Origin of the sequence: uncultured Parasphingorhabdus sp. (assembly GCF_963975555.1) — a bacterium.
Classification (GTDB): Bacteria; Pseudomonadota; Alphaproteobacteria; order Sphingomonadales; family Sphingomonadaceae; genus Parasphingorhabdus.
The window spans coordinates 995,801-1,015,939 of record NZ_CAXBHH010000001.1 but is presented as its reverse complement, the minus strand read 5'-3'; the positions used below and the strand labels follow the sequence as shown (position 1 = coordinate 1,015,939).

Genomic DNA, 20,139 nt, shown 5'->3' with positions numbered 1-20,139 from the left:
AAACGCATCGCTACGTCTGACGCAATGGTGCGGGTGTCAGATTACATGACGTCAGACGCTGCTCCGCCAGCCTGGACTTCTTCGGCAGCGATGCTCGGGGCCAAAGAAATTGCCAGAGTCAAGGCCGTGACGATGGAACCCCAGGCCACGAAATTCCCCAGAATCAGTTCTTTTTCTCTTCGGTTCAGATTTAATTTACGAAGTTTCATTTTTTCCAATTCAATCTCTATTGGCCGCAAAATTTTGCTGGCCACCAAACAAATTTTTCGGCTCGAAGCCATATCCTGAAAATGATAAAGCAAATTCAGTCGAATTCGCGAAGGCGGCGGCTATCTTTTCCGGGTCGATCATTTCTTGGGAGAAGGTCGATCGACCCGGATAGATAATCTAAACGAAGTGCATCGGGACCGACCACTTCATTTAGTTCGGATGGGAGCCCAATAGCAGCGAGAGAATATTGACCAGAATATTCCATTCGCTTGACCAATGGCTGCTCAGAAAAAGCGGATCTGAATCCAGGGGGACCGGAACCATCTCACCGCATTTTCCTCCTACCATTGCCCGGAGCTTCCAACCGAACGCCATTGGTTATGCGCCGATCGGATGGCGTTCTCGAGTTTCAAACCGTTTCACTATGCGGAAATAGGGTAACAGGTTAACACCATTGCCGGAAAACAGGCAGAAATCCGTTCACAGGGCCGAAGATCAGGCGATTTTTCTTAACTATTTTTAGCGGTAACATTTGATTTTACCCCATTTAATCAGGGCCAAAACTGGTTCGGAGCCACCGCATCACGCCGGATAGAATTTATCTTGTCGATCTTTTTTGCAATATCGCCCTGCCTGATTTATGAATGACGGATGACCAGTACGCCTTGCGATGACCTGAACGAAAAGGAAAAAGAGGCACTCCACCTCCTTTTGCAGGGTCATGACGCCAAAACCGCTGCTCAGGTTAGCGATGTGACCCCCAATATTATTAACGAACGTTTGCGGTCAGCGCGCCAAAAACTGCAGGTAACAAGCAGCAAAGCGGCTGCGCGCATGCTGGCTGACCATGAGGGTATCGCTCCCAAATTTTTTGTGCCCAAGAATATTGGGATTGTCCCAAAGCCTCATTCCGACGCAATTTATCCCTTGCCTGGACAACAGGCAGCGTCACCGGACCGGGATAGGGTCAAGGAAATGCAGGCGACTTACCAGTCTTATGCAACGTCCCCCAATCCACCTCTGTCTGTGCCGTTCCGCAAGCAGGGAGAATTGGGTAATGATTTAAGCAAGGGAGCACGGATCTGGGCTATCGCTGACCTGTCGGTCAAACTAGCCTTCGCATTCGCCTTTGTCTGTCTCGCAGCGATGCTTGTGAGCCGGTTGATCAGCCTAAGCTAATTCTCTGTAAATTTGGTCATCAGTCGACGTCGGAGTCATCCGGCGTCTGGAGAATCACATGTTGAATCAACGTATCGAAGCAGCCCGCCCCATTGCCAAGAAAATTAACGAAGTCGAAAAATCCCTCAATCTGACGATGATTCAGATGGGCGAACTGATGAGCAGCATCGCTGCTGCCCGTCTCGCACCTGGAACGCGCTTTTCTCTGACCGCAGGAATCGATGCATCCGAAAAACTGATCGCTGCAGCAGCGCAAACAGCGCGCTCATACCGGGAAGTCGTGGAAGCACATGCCCATTTGGCCGAGGACCGGGAAGACGCAGGACTGCGGGCAGTTGCACTGGGTGATGTTTTCGAATGCCCACCAAACCGAGCAACAGCTACGGATGAAAAATTGAGTCCGCTTCGCGTTGTTGAAAGCGCCTAACAAAACCAGCGAGACTTGACTGCGCCTCCCTTATTTGGTCCGGTCATCCAATGTCTCGCATTGATCTCTTCTTCTCTCTTCTGGCGGTCGTTTGCATCTATTCGGCAATCAGGGGAGGACAGCCCGAAAAGCGGGCCGTGATGATCTTCATTGTCGGTATTGCAATGACAATCGTTACGGCCTCGCCTTCGGAAGGCAGATTTGCGCAACCGGAAGTCGGCATCTTTATAGTCGATCTGGCAATATTGTCCGCATTTGTGATGTTAGCGCTACATGCAGAAAGGTATTGGACGATATGGATTTGCTCGATGCAGGTTATTCAAGTTTTGTCACATATTCCAATAATGATAATACCGGAACTGCTTCCCCAAGCCTATTTTGTAATAGCCGCATTCTGGGTCTATCCGATGTTGATCGTTTTGACCGCAGGGACTTACCGCCACCAGCAACGCCTTCGGCAATTCGGGGTCGACAAATCCTGGAGCGACTTTTCATTCTGGCAAAAATAGACAATGCCTCCGCTGTAGCGGGCGGGATTATCGCGGAATTCGGCTCCATTGGAGGGGCTCTGCACGCCCAAAGCCGGATAACCGAGAGCAACCCCGCCCGGGCAATCCTGTCGTTGGTACACGAAGCCATGCTTGTATCGTTCAAGGACGAGATGCTGGACCGTATTTCCCTTTCCAAAGCGGCTGACGTGATCGAATATCTTGTTGTCGCCATGGCGCGTTTGCCGATTGAAGAAGTGCGTGTATTGTTTCTGGACAGCAAAAACCGGCTTATCAGCGACGAGGTGGTCAGCAGAGGCACTATTTCCGAAGCACCCATTTACCCGCGCGAGATTTTGAAACGGTCGCTCGCTCTGGACGCAACAGCGCTGATCCTTGCGCATAATCATCCTTCCGGTGATCCAAAACCGAGCGAAAATGATATCGACGCCACTCTCAGGCTGGTCAAAGCCGGGAAAGAGCTCGGACTCACCGTTCACGATCATATCATTGTAGGCCGTGAGGGCTGGATCAGTCTTCGGGACTGGGTGGAATTCGAATGATGGATATCGCCGGCCGAAACCCAGGCATCTTGGTTAAAATCCCGACGTTTGGGAGTTCGAAATAATGTACTCGTCGACCGCGGGTGAACAGCGAACCAGACTGCTTCGCGCAGAAGCCAATTCGCTTCTGCAATCGTCGGACTTTGTCCGTTCTCCAGTCATGTCCCAGCTTCTCCGCTATCTGGTTGATCAGGCGATTTCCAACCCGGCAAACCCGCCTAAAGCCTATCAGATTGCAGTAGACGGGCTCGGTCGCACCGAAGATTTCGATGTCCAGGTCGACAGTTATCCCCGGGTACAGGTGGGAAGATTGCGCAAGATGCTGGTGGCCCATTATGCAGCAATGGGCAGAGAAGAGCGGCTACGGATACCAATTGGCCACTATGCCGTCGAAATCCAGATGGACGATGCCGGGCTGGACGAAAATCCGGACAACGCAGATCCATATGTCAGTGATGTGTCTGCCATCTCACCCGTCGAATCTGAAATGGATCGGTGGTTCAGCAACCGACAGACAACTCTCGGACTAGCGGCATTTCTCCTGATTGTAGGAATCGGCCTGGTCTGGTCGCTGAACAGCTTCGACCGGAATATATCCGGCACAGAGACCGCGTCGCAGGATTATACCCTGCCTCCGAAAATCTATTTTTCGCCCTCGCAGAACGCACTACCCGACAAAGAGCTTGGCAGTGACACCGAAATCCGGCTGTTTTTGGAAAATGCCTTTGCCAGTTCTCCACTAGTGCGGCTGGCAGCAGGGGAAACATCCAGCGTCATCCCGGGAAAGGATCAGAATGCCTACCGGTTTAAAAGCCAATTGGTAGCTGGTCCGAGCGGTCCGGAAGTCATATTGTCCCTAACCTCGCTGGCGGAAAGCGAAACAATCTGGTCGACAACAATAGCCATGCCGGATTCAGCGGCTGATTATCCCGAAAAACTTGGCCCTATCGCCGGTCGCATAGCTGGTATTTACGGTGTGGTTGCCACCGATCAGCGCAAACATCTGCCGGATAATGCAATGATCGGCTACGCTTGCCAGCTTCGCTTCGAAAACTACCGTGCCAATCGGGACCCAGAACTATTGCCTGCGGTCGAGTCGTGCATCAAACAATCGCTAGTCGTAGACCCTCTGGATAGCCGAATTCTTGCAGCCGCTTCCTTCATGTCTTTTTTGCGGGAAGAGGCCACCGGCAGGAAACCCGATCCCGAGGCCGGTCTGCAGTTTGCTCGCCGTGCGATGGTTCGCGGCAGAGAAGATTCATCCGCAGTCTTCGCTCTCGCCAGATCCAGCTTCTTCAATGGCAACTGTGCTCGCGGGAAAGAATTTGCCGAAAGAGCTGTCGCGCTGGACCCTTATGAAGCCTCTATTCAGGCAGAAACCGGCGCCAATCTCTTTGCGTGCGCCGATCCCGATGCCAACCAGTATCTGAGACGAGCCATCGCTTTGGATCCGCGAGGCTCGATTCTTGCGGAGACTGGCCTCGTGCTGACTTTGATGGCAGAGGGCAAAGACAAGGAAGCCCTGATATTGGCCGAGAAAATCATTCCGTCCAGCACCGGAGTCGGTCCCTATTATGATGTCGCCATGGCCATGGTCTATGCCAAAAACGGCCGGATCGCGGAATCGCGGGTCTCATGGGATCGACTGGTTGCAGCCTATGGAAGCGGAAGAAACGAAAGCCCGCAAGAATTGCTCGCCCGGCTGATCGTCAGTCCGGCATTGGCCGATCGTGCCTACAAGCTGCTGTCCAGCGCGGGCGTGATCACCGGGTGACGGCGAAGCGGTAAATCAGAAACTCGCGTTCAGCCCGTCGACCACAAATTGCACCGCCAGCGCGCCGAGCAGCACGCCGAGAACCCGGGTGATGACGGCCTCGACCTTGTTGCCCAATATCCGCATCAGCGGCCCGGCAGCAAGCAATCCGATTAGCGTCAGCAACAACACCGTTGCCAGCGCACCGAGAATGACAAGCGCATTGTCGATACCATCATGCTGGGACGTCAACAGCATGACCGCAGCAATCGAACCCGGTCCGGCAATCATCGGCATGGCCATGGGGAAGATCGATACATCCTCGATCTCGGGCTGTTCGATAATCTCCTGTGCCCGGTCCTCGCGCCGTTCGGTGCGTTTCTCGAACACCATTTCCAGCGCGATCAGGAACAGCATGATGCCGCCAGCGATCCGGAAACTGTCGAGGCTGATGCCAAGCGCACCCAGCATCTGTTCGCCGAACAGGGCAAAGACGAGCAGGATGATCGCGGCGACGAATATCGCCCGAATGGCCATGACCCGGCGATCGCGCTCGGGCACGCTGCTGGTCAGACTGGCGTAGATCGGCGCGCAGCCGGGTGGATCAATCACTACAAAAAAGGTGATGAAGGCAGAGATGAAAAGTTCGATCATGAGGTTGGTGCGTCGACCTTATATTCATGTACCCGCTTGAAGCTGCCATCGGCTTGAGCGAGGTCGACAAAGACGATGCGCGATCCATCGGCGGTGAAAGCAGCGTTCCACAACAGACTCCCGTCCACTGAAGCCCCGGACTTGCCCTTCGTCGTCAGGCCGGCCGGTGCGGTAGCGGCGCGCCCCTCGGACTTGCACGAGGCGACTTCGGTTTCGACATAATCGGGTTCCGCAAGCGGCGTGGTCAGCGGCACACCATCATCAAATATCCATTTCCACGACACGTCTTTACTGGGTCGACGGTTGCCGAAATCATCCTGGTGCCAGATGGTGGTAAAATGGCCGGTGGCGCCATTTTCCTGTTGCCAGGCGCCGGTCGCGACACCGATGCTGCCATCGCAGGACATGAAAATTTTATGCGGCTGCCAGTCGACGGCCTGCGCCGGATCGGCTTTGCCTTTCAGCCACTGCTGGGCGTTTACAAGGGCGGGAGTGAACATGATCGCATCATCCGCAGCGGTTTCACGGAACGCGGTCCACTGACCCTTTTCCTGCGCCAGACGGGCGAAGGACAATTCGGCTTTGACCACGGCACTGGGATTGGCGACCGGTTTTCCGATCACCCGATTATAACGCTCGCGGTCGTTGAGCCCGCCGCCGCTGGCACAGCTCGAAAGCATCAGTGCAATTCCGACTACGGCAAATAGACGCATTACAAACCCTCCGGTTTCTCCAGTCCGGCGCGCGCGGATGCGGCGACCAGAGTATTGCGCAATAGCACCGCAATGGTCATCGGGCCAACCCCTCCCGGAACCGGCGTAATCGCGCGGACATGGTCGAGTGCTTCGGCGGTGGCGACATCGCCGACCAGACGACCCTTGCTCTCGCCCGGCGCGGCTTCCAGCCGGTTGATACCGACATCAATCACGACCGCGCCGTCTTTCAGCCAGTCGCCCTTGACCATTTCAGCACGACCAACGGCAGCGACTACAATATCAGCGCGGCGGACGACGTCGGGAAGATCCCGGGTCCGGCTGTGTGCCATGGTAACGGTGCAATTTTCAGCGAGCAGCAGTTGTGCCATCGGCTTGCCGACTAGTATCGATCGGCCGACCACAACGGCGTCGAGGCCGGTCAGGTCGCCCAATGTGTCTTTCAGCAGCATCAGACTGCCGAGCGGTGTGCACGGTGTCAGCGCTTCTTCACCATTGGCCAGCCGGCCCGCATTGATCACGTGAAGACCATCGACATCCTTGTCCGGATCGATCGCCATCACCACCGCTTTTTCGTCGAGGCCTTTTGGCAGAGGCAGTTGAACCAATATTCCGTCCACCGTTTCGTCGGCGTTCAACTGCTCGACCAAAGCGAGCAGGTCGTCCTGAGCGACATCGGCGGGCAGCCGGTGCTCGAAACTTTCCATACCCGCAGCGATGGTCGCCTTGTGCTTGGAAGCGACATAGACCTGACTGGCAGGATCTTCACCGACCAGCACCACGGCCAGACCCGGCGCACGGCCAGCCTGCTTTACGAAAGCAGGAACCGCTTCCCTGATCCGCTCGCGAAGACCGGCTGCGAAAGCCTTGCCGTCAATGATATGTGCGGCTGTCAACTGAGCAATGCCTGCGCCAGAGCTGGCAGGATTGCGTCCTGCAGGATGATGATAGCGATAATGACAACCATCGGCGTAAGATCAATCGCTCCGAAATCCGGCATGATCTTGCGAATTGGCCGATAGATCGGCGCGGTGAGCGCATCCAGCGTGGTCCAGATCGCGTTGACGATGTCATTTTGCAGGTTGATGACGTTGAACGCGAGCAGCCAGCTCATAATCGCCTGCACGATGATGATGGTAATTGCCACATTGAGCAGGATTGCGATGATTTGAAGAATTGCTAATGCCATGGACGGACCCTTTATCGATAATCTGGCTTAGCGGCTAGAGGTTTGTCGCCTGTAACGCCAGTAATTTACTGTATCAACTATATAACACAGTCAGGCAATTATACAACCCGGTGACTGTCCTTGACCAGCGTACCCGCGCCCTTGCTGGTGAAGATTTCGAGCAGCATCGCGTGCGGGATACGACCATCGAGTACGACGGCGGCATCGACGCCTTCCTGGACAGCTTTTACACAGGTTTCGAGCTTCGGGATCATCCCGCCGGAAATCGTACCCTCATCGACCAGAGCCTGTATTTTCGTCGGGTCGAGATCCGTCAGCAACTCTCCTTGCTTGTCGAGCACGCCGGGAACATCGGTCAGCAGGAACAGCCGCGCGGCGCGCAGGGCCGAAGCCACCGCACCGGCCATTGTATCGGCGTTGATATTATAGGTTGCACCGTCTTCACCGACGCCGATTGGCGCGATAACCGGGATCATTCCGGCGGTCGAAATCATGTCGACCACGCTGCGATCGACTTGCTTCGGTTCGCCAACATAGCCGAGGTCTATGATCCGTTCGATATTGCTGTCCGGATCGCGTTCGGTGCGGCGCAATTTCGTCGCCTTGACAAAACCGCCGTCCTTGCCGGAAATGCCGATGGCGCTGCCGCCAGCCTGCTCGATCCAGCTGACCAGTTCCTTGTTGATCGCGCCCGACAGGACCATTTCGGCAATTTCCGCTGTCTCCTTGGTGGTGACGCGCAATCCGTCGACGAATTTGCTTTCCACGCCGATCCGTTGCAGCATCGCGCCGATTTGCGGTCCGCCGCCGTGCACAACGACCGGGTTGATCCCGACCGCCTTCAGCAGAACAATATCCTCGGCAAAGTTGCGCGCCAGTCTGGCGTCGCCCATCGCATGGCCGCCATATTTGACGACAAAGGTCTTGCCGGCATAGCGCTGCATATACGGCAGTGCGTCGGTGAGCGTTTCTGCTTTGGCAAGCATGGCTGGATCTGGTGCGTGATCGGTCATAGAATTCCTTCAGTCTAGCCGTGCGGCAAATGCAAGTGTTTAATCAGCTTTTGGAGAGTGCTTTCACTTTTGCAAGCGTGCCCGATACATGGCCCTGTGGTTTCGTCGCGCTATGGACAAAGACGATCCTGCCGCCCTCGTCGATAACATAGCTGGTCCGGTTGGTCATCGCGAGGCCGGGTGCCATCCGCACCTGATAGGCTTCGATGATCTTTTCATCTGCACGGGCAACCGCGAATTTGTCACGGCATTCGGAGACGGAGAATTTCTTCAACCCTTCGATATCATCACCGGACATTCCAATCACCGTAGCCCCGGCGGCATTGAATTCAGAGGTGGCCTCGGCGAACATATTGGCTTCGATCGTGCAACCTTCGGTGAAGACCTTGGGAAAGAAATAGAGCACGACCGGACCGTCTTTCAGTTTGTCGGCCAGCGAGAATTGGAATTCCTGCCCGGCAAGCGCGCCGGTGGTGGTAAAATCGGGTGCAGTCGCACCGATTTCCAGCGGCTCGGCATTAGCACTGCGGGCATAATAGACAAAGACTGCCCCGCCGGCGATCGCCGCGGTCAGCAATATCACGATCCATTTTTTCATATCGTCATTCCTGTTCGAGCTGCGCTTTCAGCGCGTATAGCTGGTCCAGCGCCTCGCGCGGGGACAGTGCATCCACGTCAATCGCACCGAGCGCCTGACGCAAGCCATCGGATTTTTCTTCAACATCCGCAAGGCTGGCGGCAAATAATGGCAAATCGCCAAGGCCCGCAGCGAGACCACCGGTTTCCGCCTTGCCGGCCTCAAGCTTGTCGAGCACCGATTTGGCGCGATTGAGCACCGGCTTGGGAATGCCCGCCAGTTTCGCTACCGCCAGACCATAGCTGCGGTCCGCCGGACCTTTGGCCAGTTCGTGGAGCAGAACCAGATCGCCCTTCCACTCACGGGCGCGGACATGGTGGAGCGACAGCGCATCCAGCCGGTCGGCCAGTCGGGTGAGCTCGTGATAATGGGTTGCGAACAGGCAGCGGCAGCGATTGGTCTCGTGCACTGCCTCGACCACAGCCCAGGCGAGCGCAAGACCGTCATAAGTTGAAGTGCCCCTGCCCACTTCGTCGAGAATGACGAAGCTTTTCTCGGTTGCCTGCGACAGGATCGCGGCGGTCTCGACCATCTCGACCATGAAGGTCGAACGGCCCTGCGCCAGATTGTCCGAGGCACCGACCCTGCTGAACAGACGATCGACAAGGCTGAGTTTCGCCGACGAGGCCGGAACAAAGCCGCCTGCCTGGGCAAGAATGACGATCAGCGCATTTTGCCGCAGGAAGGTCGACTTACCGCCCATATTGGGACCGGACACCAGCCACAGCCGCTCGTCCTGAGCGAGGGTGCAATCATTGGCGACAAAGGGATCGCCCTTGGCCGACAGAGCCGACTCGACCACCGGATGACGGCCAGCCTGGATATCCAGTATATTTCCATCGACAAATTCGGGGCGGCACCATTGGCCCTCGGCAGCGCGCTCGGCCAGCGCTGCAGAGACATCGATCCGGGCCAGCGCGTCGGCGCTTTCGCCAATCTCGTGCTTGCGCGCCAGAACCTTTTCGACCAACTCCTCAAAATGAGCCGCTTCGGCAGCCAGAGCATGCGCGCCGGCCTGTGATACACGGACGGCTTCTTCGTGCAGATCGGTCGAGTTGAAACGCACGACACCGGCCAGCGTCTGACGATGGGTGAAACCGGAATTTTCCGCCATCAGACTGTCGCCATGTCGGGCGGGGACTTCAATAAAATAGCCGAGCACCGCATTATGCTTGATCTTGAGCGTGTTGACTCCGGTTGCTTCGCGATAGCGCGCTTCCAGTATCGCGATCGATTTGCGACCGTCGGAACCGGCGCTGCGCAGTTCATCAAGCGCCGGATCGAAGCCCTGTGCGATATAGCCGCCATTGGTCATATCGGTCGGCGGTGCCTCGACCAGCGCCCGCTCCAGCAAGTCGACCAATTCGCCATGGCCATCAAGCGCGGGCAGAATATTGTCGAGCAGTTCCGGCAAACCGGCCACCAGTGTCAGCCGTTCGCGCAAGATCCGTGCGCCGCTCAGGCCATCACGAATCTGGCCAAGATCACGCGGACTGCCGCGCCCGACCGAGACACGGCCCAACGCCCGGCCGATATCCGGCAAAGCCTTGAGCTCGGTCCGCACATCATCGCGCACCGCCGAACCGTCATGGAACCACTGCACCAGCCCGAGCCGCTGGTTGATCTGTTTTTCATTGAACAATGGCGCGGACAGGTCCCTCGCCAGTAAACGCGCGCCGGCGGGGGTAACCGTACGGTCGATAGCGTGGAGCAGGCTGCCCTCGCGCGCGCCGGCCAGCGTCCGGTCGATCTCGAGACTCGCACGGGTCGGACCGTCGATCGAAAGAAATTCCCGGGTTTCGCGCCTTCTCGGTGGATGCAAATAGGGCATATTGCCCTGCGACACATGTTCGACATAAGCTACCAGACCGCCCGCCGTCGCCAGTTCCGCACGCGAAAATTCGCCCATGCCGTCGAGTGTCGCCACCCCGAAATGGTCCCGCAGGCGCTGTTCCGCTCCAACGCTGTCAAAATGATCCTTGTTCCAGCCGGTCGCCTTTGCCAGTCTTGGCAGCAGCGCGGGCGGACAAATGATCTCCGACGGCGCGAGCCGGGCCAGTTCGGCATCAAGCGCGTCGTCCGCAATCGTCGCCAGTTCAAAACTGCCGGTCGATATATCCGCTGCCGCCAGCCCGATCTCGCCCTGTATCTGGGCGAGAGCGACCAGCATATTGTCGCTGCGCGCATCAAGCAATGTATCTTCGGTCAGCGTTCCGGCGGTCACATAACGGATGATATCCCGCGCCACCAAAGCCTTGTAACCACCGCGCGCCTTCGCTTCGGCCGGCGTTTCGATCTGCTCGGCAATCGCCACCTTAAAACCGGCACGGATCAATTTTGCCAGATAGTTTTCAGAAGCATGGACCGGCACGCCGCACATCGGGATAGAATCCCCCGCATTTTTCCCGCGCGAAGTCAGGGCGATGTCGAGCGCTGCCGAAGCCAGCTTGGCATCTTCGTAAAAAAGCTCGAAAAAATCACCCATCCGATAGAAAAGCAGGCAGTCGTCCGCCTTTTCCTTGAGCGCGAAATATTGCTCCATCATCGGCGTCACCTTGGCCGTTGCCGGCGAAGGGTCTTTGACCGTGTTTTCCACTTTATCCTGAGTCCGGGTTGCCATGCACTCGCGATAGCCGAGTGCAGCGATACATAAAAGAGTAGCAAGCACATCCTATTGAATTTTACTTGAATATTGCGGCTTCGCGACAAAGCGAGTAGATCGCCATCCGGGACGTGAACATCCAAACGGCGTATTCAAGCCAATCAACGATAAACGGAGATATAATTTGGCCGACAAGAACGATAGCAACCTAGACTTTTCCGAACGGGAAGCCCTTCTTTTTCACTCCCACGGGCGTCCCGGGAAAATCGAGATTATCGCGTCGAAGCCGATGGCCACCCAGCGCGACCTCAGCCTGGCCTATTCGCCAGGCGTCGCCGTCCCCGTCAGGGCAATCGCCGAAGACCCTACAAAAGCCTATGATTATACCGCAAAGGGCAATCTGGTCGCCGTCATCTCGAACGGCACCGCCATTCTTGGCCTTGGCAATCTTGGCGCACTGGCCTCCAAGCCAGTGATGGAAGGCAAAGCGGTATTGTTCAAACGCTTCGCCGATGTCGATGCTATTGATCTGGAACTCGACACCGAAGATGCGGAGAGATTTATCAACGCCGTCGAGATCATGGAGCCCAGCTTTGGCGGCATCAATCTGGAAGATATTGCCGCACCCGATTGTTTCATCATCGAGCAGACCCTGCGCGACCGGATGAATATTCCGGTATTTCACGATGACCAGCACGGCACCGCGATTATCGCCGCTGCCGGCATCATCAACGCCTGTCTGCTGACTGATCGCAAGATCGAGGATATCAAGGTTGTCGTCAACGGCGCCGGTGCCGCCGCCATTGCCTGCGCCTCGCTGATCAAGAGCCTCGGCGTTCCGCATGACAATCTGACCATGTGCGACCGCACGGGCGTCATCTATCGTGGCCGCGACGATGTCGACCAGTGGAAATCCGCTCATGCTATCGACACCGATGCCCGTACATTGACCGACGCGCTTTCGGGTGCCGATGTTTTCCTCGGCCTGTCTGCGGCTGGCGCCCTGAAACCGGAAATGGTCAAGGACATGGCCCCGCAGCCTATCATCTTCGCCATGGCCAATCCCGATCCGGAAATCACGCCGCCTGACGCAAAAGCCGCCCGGCCCGATGCGATTGTCGCCACCGGACGCTCCGATTATCCCAACCAGGTCAATAATGTCCTCGGTTTCCCTTTCATCTTTCGCGGTGCCCTCGATGTCCGGGCAACCCGTATCAACGAGGAAATGAAAGTCGCCGCCGCTCACGCGATTGCCGAACTGGCTCGCGAACAGGTTCCGGAAGAGGTCGCGGTTGCCTATGGCGGACTAGCACCAAGCTTCGGCGTCGAATATATCATCCCTGCCCCCTTTGATCCGCGCCTGATGGACGTGGTTTCCGCGGCAGTGGCCAAAGCCGCCATGGATAGCGGCGTTGCCCAGAAGCCGATCGAGGATCTCGATGCCTATCGGCAGAGTTTGAAGGCACGTCTCAACCCGACGACATCGGTTCTCACACAAGCCTATCAGGCTTGCCGTGTGGCCCCCAAACGGATCATTTTCGCCGAAGCCGAAGAAGATGTTGTGCTGCGTGCTGCGATCCAGTTCCAGGATGGCGGCTACGGCACGCCGGTTCTGGTCGGCAGAGATGATCGTGTGCGGGCGAAACTGAAGGAACTGGGCGTGAGCGATCCCGACCGTTTCGAGGTCCATAACAGCCGCAATAGTCCGCTGGTGCCCGACATGGTGAGCATGCTTTACGAGCGTCTCCACCGCCGGGGCTACATGGAGCGTGATATCAAGCGCATGGTCAATCAGGACCGCAACATATTCGGCTCTGCCATGCTCGCCATGGATCAGGGTGACGCGATGATCACCGGGGTTACCCGCCCTTATTCGCAATCCTTCCGCGATGTCGCCAAAGTGATCGATGTCGCGAATGGCCGCACCGCCTTTGGTATTCATGTCATGGTCGGCCAGCATCATACGGTGTTCATGGCCGACACCACGGTCAACGAACGACCAACGGCTCATGAACTGGCGGATATCGCCGAGCAGACTGCTGCTGTTGCCCGGCAGATGGGCCACGAGCCGCGCGTTGCCTTCCTCAGCTATTCCACCTTTGGTAATCCCGAAGGACGTTGGCTTGAGAATCTTCGCGAAGCAGTGGCAATCCTCGATCAGCGACGGGTCACCTTCGAATATGAAGGTGAAATGGCGCCGGACGTTGCCCTCAACCCCAAGCTGATGGCGAACTATCCGTTCAGCCGCCTCTCACAACCCGCCAACGTACTGGTCATGCCGGGCCTGCAATCGGCAAATCTGTCAGCAAAATTGCTGCGGGAACTGGGCGGAGATTCGGTCATCGGACCGATGCTGGTCGGACTGGAAAAATCGGTTCAGATTGCAACCATGGCATCAACCGCATCGGAACTGGTGACACTGGCAGTACTCGCCGCCAGCGGTATCGCCAAATAAGGGCGACCGCCGGGGCGAATATTGGGTTAGGCGTTAGGGGTTTGTTGGATCGTTGCTTGGGCCAGTCGCTCCACCAGCCCCAACCGCGCCGATATTGCCGAATAACTCTTCGAAAAAGGAGCGATCACGGCCCAGAGTCGGTGTCTTGTCGCCGTCCGGGCTGATGCTCGCCACCAGTTCAAGACCGGTGCGATCAACCGCGGTAACATTGCCTTCAGCGTCAAATTGCACGCGCATCACCTGCTGGTCGCGCGGACGCGGGGTGCTGAAGCCATATTGGCGGGTATCACGGGAGAGATAATACCAGGTATTGTCGTCAAACTGGCCGGTAAAGGTCGGACGACCAAGCGATGCCTCAACCGACTGCCGGTTGTCGATGCCTGCCTGAACGGCCGACATCAGCACTTCATCGGCAATATAGCCCTGATGACCGCGCACCTGGGTGCATCCCGTCATCGTCATGGCGCCAGCCATTAGCCCAAGCCACAAGCTGTGTTTTTTGATATTGCCGACCATCGAACTCATTCTCCACTATATAGCCAGCACCATATCGGTTGCCTGACTCGTCATCGCCCATTGCATCTCGGGCGATAAATATCAATATGCCCTGTATCCAGACTTAACAAACGACCCGATCGTCCATAAACTTGCGATCCAACCAGCGGAACCAGCAATGTCATTTTTCAGCAAGATATTTTCCAAAGACAAATCCAACGCCGGGATGCGTCCCTTATACGAGGCAATTGTCCGCGAAGGACGGCAGATAGCCTGGTATGAGGAAGGCCAGGTTCCGGATAGTATCGACGGCCGGTTCGACATGATTGCCGCGATATTTGCTCTGGTCATGATCCGGCTGGAAAAAGACGAGGAGCGAGGTCAGGATATTGCATGGCTGACCGAGATTTTTATTTCCGACATGGACGGACAATTGCGGCAGATCGGGATTGGCGAGATGGTGGTCGGCAAGCATGTCGGGCGGATGATGGGTGCGCTGGGCGGTCGGGTCGGGGCCTATCGCGAAGCGCTGGAAAATGGCGCGGACTTGCAAGACGCGCTGTTGCGCAATATTTTTCGTGGCGAGAGACCGGATGATGAAGCGCTGGGCTATATTGCGCAGAGAATCACCACTTATCATGCCGCACTGGAAGCCTGTAAAACCGACGAGATTATTGCGGGCAACATCCCGGACAGCGGAGCGGTTGTATAATGGACGCGCCTGAATTTTCCTGCATCATCAAACTGTCCGAAATCGGCTCGAAGCCCAAGACCGGCAAGCTCGTGGCCAGCGCCGAAGAGCGAAGCGCTCTGGCACTTAGATTCGACTTGCCGAAAATTTCCAGCCTTACGGCAAGCTACAAACTGCTGGGCGGCGAACGCGGGATAGGTTTTTCCGGAAAACTCGAATCCGATTTGCTCCAGAGCTGCGCGATAACCGGTGAAGACATCCCGGTGCAGGTCCGCGATACATTCGATATATTGTTCATACCCAAGGCCGATCCGGAGCAGCTTGAGGAAGAGATCGAACTGACCGAGGACGAATGCGACATCGTCGAATATGAGCAGGCGCAGGTCGATCTCGGCGAAGCCATTGCGCAAACGCTCTATCTTTCGCTCGATCCGTTTCCGCGCGGCCCCAATGCCGATGAGGTTGCCCGCAAGAAAGGGCTTAAATCCGAAGCGGAAGCCGGTCCCTTTGGTGCTCTGGCGGCGTTGAAAGACAAGCTGGGCTAGGCAGCTTTCTCGTCGACCTTGGCCGCCGCAGCGTTGGTCAGGCGTTTTTGCAACCCGTTTAGCCGTTGCTTGCTGGTTATCTTGCCGCCCAGTAAATCGGTGATGTAAAATGTGTCCACCGCGCGTTCGCCGTAGGTGGCGATATGCGCGCTGTGCACAGTCACTTTCGATTCGAACAGGGCATAAGCCAACGCATTGAGCAAGGCCGGACGGTCCTGCGCGTTGACTTCCACCACGGTAAACCGGTTGGACGCATCATTGTCGACCAGCGCAAATGGCGTGATGGCGAAGGCGCCTGCCCGTGAATGGGTGAGCGGTCGGGCCTCGAGTTTGGTCGAGAGCTTCGACCGGTTGGCCAGAGCATCCTCGACCGCTTCCTTGAGCCGGTCCAGCTGAGCCTTTTCGGAAAAAGGCTTTCCGTGCGCATCCTGAACAAGGAAATTATCCAGTGCCATGCCGTCACGGGTGGTGTGAATGCGCGCATCGATGATATTGCCGCCAGAGACATGAATACCCCCGGCAATCCGATAGAATAATCCCGGATGATCAGCGGCATAGACAGTGATCAAAGTGGCACCGCGTTCAGCATAGATATCGGCAAAAATCGCCAGATCGGTATCCTCGGCATCAAGCACAAGCTGCGCATTTTGTGCAATAATATCATCAGGTTCGGCGATCCAGTACGGATCGGGGAACCGCTTTGCCAATTTCTTGAAGTCGGCGTCCGGCAGATTCAGCGCCTCGGCCAGAACGGCCTTTTTCTCGTCAATCCGTTCCTTGCGACCGCGCTGTTTGTGACCGAGCAACAGCATCTCCTGCGCCGCTTCAAACAGGTCAGTCAGCAACTGCCGTTTCCAGCTGTTCCACACTCCCGGTCCAACTGCACGAATATCGACGACGGTCAGCACAGTGAGCTGGCGCAGACGCTCGACGCTTTTTACCTTGCTGGCAAAATCCTGAATGGTCTTGAAATCGGAGAGATCGCGCTTGAAAGCCACCGCCGACATCAGCAGGTGATTGCGGACCAGCCACGCGACCAGTTCGGTCTCATGCGGCTTCAGACCCAGTCGTGGACAGAGTTTCATCGCCACTTCCGCACCCAGGACACTGTGGTCGCCGCCGCGTCCCTTGGCAATATCATGTAGCAAGGTAGCGACGAACAACACCCTCCGGTTTTGCAATTTTGCCATGGTCGCGGTGCTGTTTGGATGGTCGTCGACCAGATCACCTTTGCCGATCCTTGCGAGCAGGCCAATTGCGCGGATCGTATGCTCGTCGACGGTATAATGATGATACATGTCGAACTGCATCTGCGCCACAACCCGGCCAAAATCCGGGATGAAACGGCCGAAAATCGCCGCCTCGTTCATCCAGCGCAGCACCAGTTCCGGATCACGCGGAGAACAGAGCACATCCAGAAACAGCTTATTGGCCCGGGCATCCTTGCGAATCTTGTTGTCGATCAGCTTGGCATCCCGCCGCGCTGCCCGCATCGCCATGGGATGGATTTCCAGCCCGTGCTTGTCAGCCAGCCAGAAGATTTCCAACAGCCGGACAGGGTCTTGTTCGAAAAATTGCTCGTCGGGCAAAGCCAGCCGGCCGCGATCGAGGACGAAGCCCTTCAGCTTTTTCGGTTTGCGAGTCATCGAAGGCAAAAACCGGCGGACCCCTGCATTATGGGTTTCGTCGAGATGGGCGAGGAACACACCCGTCAGGTTACCGACGACTTTTGCGTTCAGGAAATAATATTGCATGAACCGCTCGACCGAGGATTTACCGGGCCGATCGGCAAAGTGCATCCGCCGGGCGACCTCGGGCTGCAGGTCAAACGTCAGCCGGTCCTCGGCGCGACCGGTGATATCATGCATGTGACAGCGGACTGCCCAGAGAAAGTTGGCTGCCTTGCGAAAACGCTTGAATTCGTCTGCGGTCAACAGACCGACATCGACGAGATCCTCCGCCGACGCTACCCGGTGGATATATTTGCCGATCCAGTAGAGGGTTTGCAGGTCGCGCATGCCCCCCTTGCCTTCTTTGACATTGGGCTCGACGACATAGCGGCTGTCGCCCATTTTCATGTGCCGGACATCCCGTTCGGCCAGTTTCTCCGCGACAAATGTGCTGTCGGTGCCAGCAACGACCTCGTTGAAAAAACGCTGCTTCGCGTCTTCGTAAACGCCGGTATCGCCCCAGATATAGCGACCTTCGAGCAACGCGGTCCGGATCGAAAGATCGCCTTTGGCCATGCGCACCATTTCGTCGATCGAACGGCTGCTTTGCCCGACCTTCAACCCGAGGTCCCAGAGCCAGTACAGCATCGCCTCGACCGCCTGTTCGGTCCAGCTGGTGGTCTTGTGCGGCGTCAGAAACGCAATATCGACATCGCTATGCGGTGCCATTTCACCACGCCCATAGCCGCCGACTGCCATCACCGCGATGCGTTCACCCGATGACGGATTGTTGACCGGGTATTGATGTTGCACCGCGATATCGTGAATGAGCCGTACTAGCTGATCGACCAGAAACGACTGGGCTGCGGCCATTTCATGGCCGGCAGACGGCTTCTTCAGCAGGCGCTTGCTAATCTCCGCCCGGCCATTCGCGAGCGCGTCCTGCAGGATAGGGAGAATCTTTGCCCGCGCGCCGGGCATGCCATATTCGGCAATCAGCTCCTCAATCTTTTCAGCCAACGCCCGGCGATTGATAATATCCCGCTGCCGGACGATCCGCGTCCCCGGGTTCGCCGGCGCAGCTGGAATATCGGTGCGTATATTCATCCAGTCGCTGCCAGCTCGTCACGATGCTTTTTCGCAAGCACGATTTTGGCGATTTTTGCCGTGCCGAGTTTCGGCAACGGTTCGTCATATTGCCAGACATGTACCGGCATTTTATAGGGTGCCAACTGGTGCTTGAGCGTTTCCAGCAGTTCCTCGTCGGTCAGGCTATGGCCTTCCTTGGTGTGATAGACCAGTGCCGGCACTTCCCCGAACCGTTCATCGGGAACGCCAAAAATACAGGCTTCCGCAACCGCCGGATTTGCATAGACCGCCGCTTCCACTTCCTGACAGCTGATATTCTCTCCGCCACGGATGATGATCTCCTTCTTGCGGTCGACAATGTAGAGATAGGATTCGGGATCAAGATAGCCGATATCACCGGTGCGGAAATAGCCGTCGTCGGTGAAAGCATCCCGGGTGGCCTCTTCATTGTTCCAGTAGCCGGTGAAATTGGCAGCGGTGCGGATACAGACTTCGCCGCGCTCGCCCTGCGGCACCTTGTTGCCATCATCATCAAGGATCGCGACATCGACAATCGGCGGGGTTGCCCGACCGGTACTGTCCGGTTTTGCGAGATAATTCTCATTCTGGTTGGAACAGCCAACGCCATTGGTTTCTGTCAGGCCATAACCAATCACCGGGAAACCATCGCCCATTTTCTCCTTGATCCGCCGAACATGCTCGACCGGACGCGGCGCACCGCCTGCGGCCATGGTGACGCAGCTGCTGAGATCATATTTGTCGAGATGCGGATGCGAATAGATTTCCATGCTCATAAGCGGGACGCCGACAAAATAGGTAACCCGTTCCTTCTCAATCAGCCGCATCGCCTCTTCGGCATCCCATTTGTTGAGGAACACCAGTTTACGACCGATCGCGTAGCTGACCAGCACAAGCGGCACCGAAGCGGTGACATGGAACAACGGCACGCAGACCATCGCGGTCGGCTGCCCTTCCGGCATCGTACCGGCTGCGGTCATCATTTGCACCAGCACCAGTACCGTGCCGACATAGCTCATGGCACCCTGTACCACCGAGCGATGTTCGGCATAGGCACCCTTGGAGCGACCGGTGGAACCGGAGGTGAATAATATCGTCGCATTGTCTTCGGGTCCGATTTGCGGCATCGGCGTCTCCGCACCACCACCTTTTTCCAGCATGACTTTCAGCCCTTCGAGAGGCAATTTGTCATGTTCGAAGACCAGGAGTTCGGCACCGTGGTTGCGTTTCGATTCGACCAGACGCTGGGCCCGCTGATAGTCGGCAAAGACATAGCGACAGCCAACATCCTCAATGCCGTCCGCCAGTTCATCGCCCTGCCACCAGCCGTTGAGCTTGGTCGAAACGCCGCCCGCTATCGTGATCGCCATGTCGAGGATGATCCAGTTTGCCGAATTGCGCGCGGCAATACCGATCCGGTCGCCTTTCTGAACGCCATAGCCTTCGACCAGCCCGCCAGCCAAAACACGCGCGGCGGCATAGGCTTCGCCAAAGGTCAGGCGGATATCACCATCGACCAGAAATTCCTTGTCGGCATTCTGGTGCGAAAAATAGGCAAGATAATCCGCGACATTCTGCGGCGCATTCTTGAACACCGGCATGTCGACACCGAATTTATTGATCGTGTCGAGTTCCAGCATTTGACCAGGTTGAGTCAGCGCTGCCATCGTTTTATCGATTGCCAGGTCCAGTTCAGAGATCGCCATTATTCTAGTCTCCCGTTGTTCCCTCTTGGTAAAGGGGAATTT

20 protein-coding genes are annotated in these 20,139 nt (G+C 56.7%); 8 read left to right on the top strand and 12 right to left on the bottom strand.

What is annotated here, in order from left to right:
• Positions 1–41: 41 nt before the first annotated feature.
• Entirely contained in the window at positions 42–218 is a 177-nt protein-coding gene (locus tag AAC060_RS05070; protein WP_339823577.1) for a hypothetical protein, read from the bottom strand.
• A gap of 1 nt (position 219) precedes the next feature.
• A complete protein-coding gene (locus AAC060_RS05065; protein WP_339823575.1) occupies positions 220–351 on the bottom strand; it encodes a hypothetical protein in 132 nt (43 codons plus the stop codon).
• 510 nt (positions 352–861) lie between these two features.
• Between AAC060_RS05065 and AAC060_RS05060 the strand changes: the two genes are divergently transcribed.
• The 5 genes from AAC060_RS05060 (at position 862) to AAC060_RS05040 (ending at position 4,641) form a co-directional block, all read left to right on the top strand.
• On the top strand, positions 862–1,389 hold the full coding sequence (locus AAC060_RS05060) for a LuxR C-terminal-related transcriptional regulator (RefSeq protein WP_339823574.1): 528 nt from the start codon (positions 862–864) through the stop codon (positions 1,387–1,389).
• A 58-nt stretch (positions 1,390–1,447) separates the two neighbouring features.
• On the top strand, positions 1,448–1,816 hold the full coding sequence (locus tag AAC060_RS05055) for a hypothetical protein (protein ID WP_339823571.1): 369 nt from the start codon (positions 1,448–1,450) through the stop codon (positions 1,814–1,816).
• Positions 1,817–1,956: 140 nt separating this feature from the next.
• Positions 1,957–2,325 carry a hypothetical protein gene (locus tag AAC060_RS05050; RefSeq protein ID WP_339823569.1) on the top strand — a complete coding sequence of 123 codons (369 nt, stop codon included), beginning with the start codon at positions 1,957–1,959 and terminating at the stop codon, positions 2,323–2,325.
• Positions 2,326–2,438: 113 nt separating this feature from the next.
• Positions 2,439–2,867, top strand: a complete 429-nt coding sequence (gene radC / locus AAC060_RS05045) for a DNA repair protein RadC (protein WP_339823566.1) — start codon at positions 2,439–2,441, stop codon at positions 2,865–2,867.
• Between the two features lie 64 nt (positions 2,868–2,931).
• Positions 2,932–4,641 (top strand): hypothetical protein, encoded by a 1,710-nt coding sequence (locus tag AAC060_RS05040; protein ID WP_339823563.1) that lies wholly within the window; start codon positions 2,932–2,934, stop codon positions 4,639–4,641.
• 15 nt (positions 4,642–4,656) lie between these two features.
• Here AAC060_RS05040 and AAC060_RS05035 read toward each other — a convergent pair whose 3' ends face one another.
• From AAC060_RS05035 to mutS, 7 genes are all read right to left on the bottom strand, one after another.
• Positions 4,657–5,274, bottom strand: coding sequence for a MarC family protein (locus AAC060_RS05035; protein WP_339823560.1), 618 nt, complete (start codon positions 5,272–5,274; stop codon positions 4,657–4,659).
• Positions 5,271–5,987 carry a hypothetical protein gene (locus AAC060_RS05030; protein WP_339823558.1) on the bottom strand — a complete coding sequence of 239 codons (717 nt, stop codon included), beginning with the start codon at positions 5,985–5,987 and terminating at the stop codon, positions 5,271–5,273. Before AAC060_RS05030 ends, AAC060_RS05035 begins: the two co-directional genes overlap by 4 nt.
• Positions 5,987–6,883: a bifunctional methylenetetrahydrofolate dehydrogenase/methenyltetrahydrofolate cyclohydrolase FolD gene (gene folD, locus AAC060_RS05025; RefSeq protein WP_339823556.1), complete on the bottom strand. Its 897-nt coding sequence runs from the start codon at positions 6,881–6,883 to the stop codon at positions 5,987–5,989. Before folD ends, AAC060_RS05030 begins: the two co-directional genes overlap by 1 nt.
• Positions 6,880–7,176, bottom strand: a complete 297-nt coding sequence (locus AAC060_RS05020; protein WP_339823553.1) for a YggT family protein — start codon at positions 7,174–7,176, stop codon at positions 6,880–6,882. Before AAC060_RS05020 ends, folD begins: the two co-directional genes overlap by 4 nt.
• A gap of 98 nt (positions 7,177–7,274) precedes the next feature.
• The gene (argB, locus tag AAC060_RS05015; RefSeq protein ID WP_339823550.1) at positions 7,275–8,189 is read right to left on the bottom strand and encodes an acetylglutamate kinase; all 915 of its coding nucleotides are present in this window, start codon (positions 8,187–8,189) and stop codon (positions 7,275–7,277) included.
• A gap of 43 nt (positions 8,190–8,232) precedes the next feature.
• Positions 8,233–8,787 carry a redoxin domain-containing protein gene (locus tag AAC060_RS05010; RefSeq protein ID WP_339823547.1) on the bottom strand — a complete coding sequence of 185 codons (555 nt, stop codon included), beginning with the start codon at positions 8,785–8,787 and terminating at the stop codon, positions 8,233–8,235.
• A gap of 4 nt (positions 8,788–8,791) precedes the next feature.
• The gene (gene mutS / locus AAC060_RS05005) at positions 8,792–11,371 is read right to left on the bottom strand and encodes a DNA mismatch repair protein MutS (RefSeq protein ID WP_339823811.1); all 2,580 of its coding nucleotides are present in this window, start codon (positions 11,369–11,371) and stop codon (positions 8,792–8,794) included.
• Between the two features lie 241 nt (positions 11,372–11,612).
• Between mutS and AAC060_RS05000 the strand changes: the two genes are divergently transcribed.
• Positions 11,613–13,883 carry an NADP-dependent malic enzyme gene (locus AAC060_RS05000; protein WP_339823545.1) on the top strand — a complete coding sequence of 757 codons (2,271 nt, stop codon included), beginning with the start codon at positions 11,613–11,615 and terminating at the stop codon, positions 13,881–13,883.
• A gap of 33 nt (positions 13,884–13,916) precedes the next feature.
• Here AAC060_RS05000 and AAC060_RS04995 read toward each other — a convergent pair whose 3' ends face one another.
• Positions 13,917–14,357 carry an outer membrane protein assembly factor BamE gene (locus AAC060_RS04995; RefSeq protein WP_339823808.1) on the bottom strand — a complete coding sequence of 147 codons (441 nt, stop codon included), beginning with the start codon at positions 14,355–14,357 and terminating at the stop codon, positions 13,917–13,919.
• Positions 14,358–14,556: 199 nt separating this feature from the next.
• Between AAC060_RS04995 and AAC060_RS04990 the strand changes: the two genes are divergently transcribed.
• A complete protein-coding gene (locus AAC060_RS04990; RefSeq protein WP_339823543.1) occupies positions 14,557–15,090 on the top strand; it encodes a ubiquinol-cytochrome C chaperone family protein in 534 nt (177 codons plus the stop codon).
• Positions 15,090–15,614, top strand: a complete 525-nt coding sequence (locus AAC060_RS04985; protein ID WP_339823540.1) for a YceD family protein — start codon at positions 15,090–15,092, stop codon at positions 15,612–15,614. Before AAC060_RS04990 ends, AAC060_RS04985 begins: the two co-directional genes overlap by 1 nt.
• Here AAC060_RS04985 and AAC060_RS04980 read toward each other — a convergent pair.
• Positions 15,611–18,391: a [protein-PII] uridylyltransferase gene (locus tag AAC060_RS04980; RefSeq protein ID WP_339823538.1), complete on the bottom strand. Its 2,781-nt coding sequence runs from the start codon at positions 18,389–18,391 to the stop codon at positions 15,611–15,613. The genes AAC060_RS04985 and AAC060_RS04980 overlap by 4 nt on opposite strands.
• A complete protein-coding gene (locus AAC060_RS04975; protein ID WP_339823535.1) occupies positions 18,388–20,097 on the bottom strand; it encodes a class I adenylate-forming enzyme family protein in 1,710 nt (569 codons plus the stop codon). Before AAC060_RS04975 ends, AAC060_RS04980 begins: the two co-directional genes overlap by 4 nt.
• Positions 20,098–20,139: the final 42 nt, after the last annotated feature.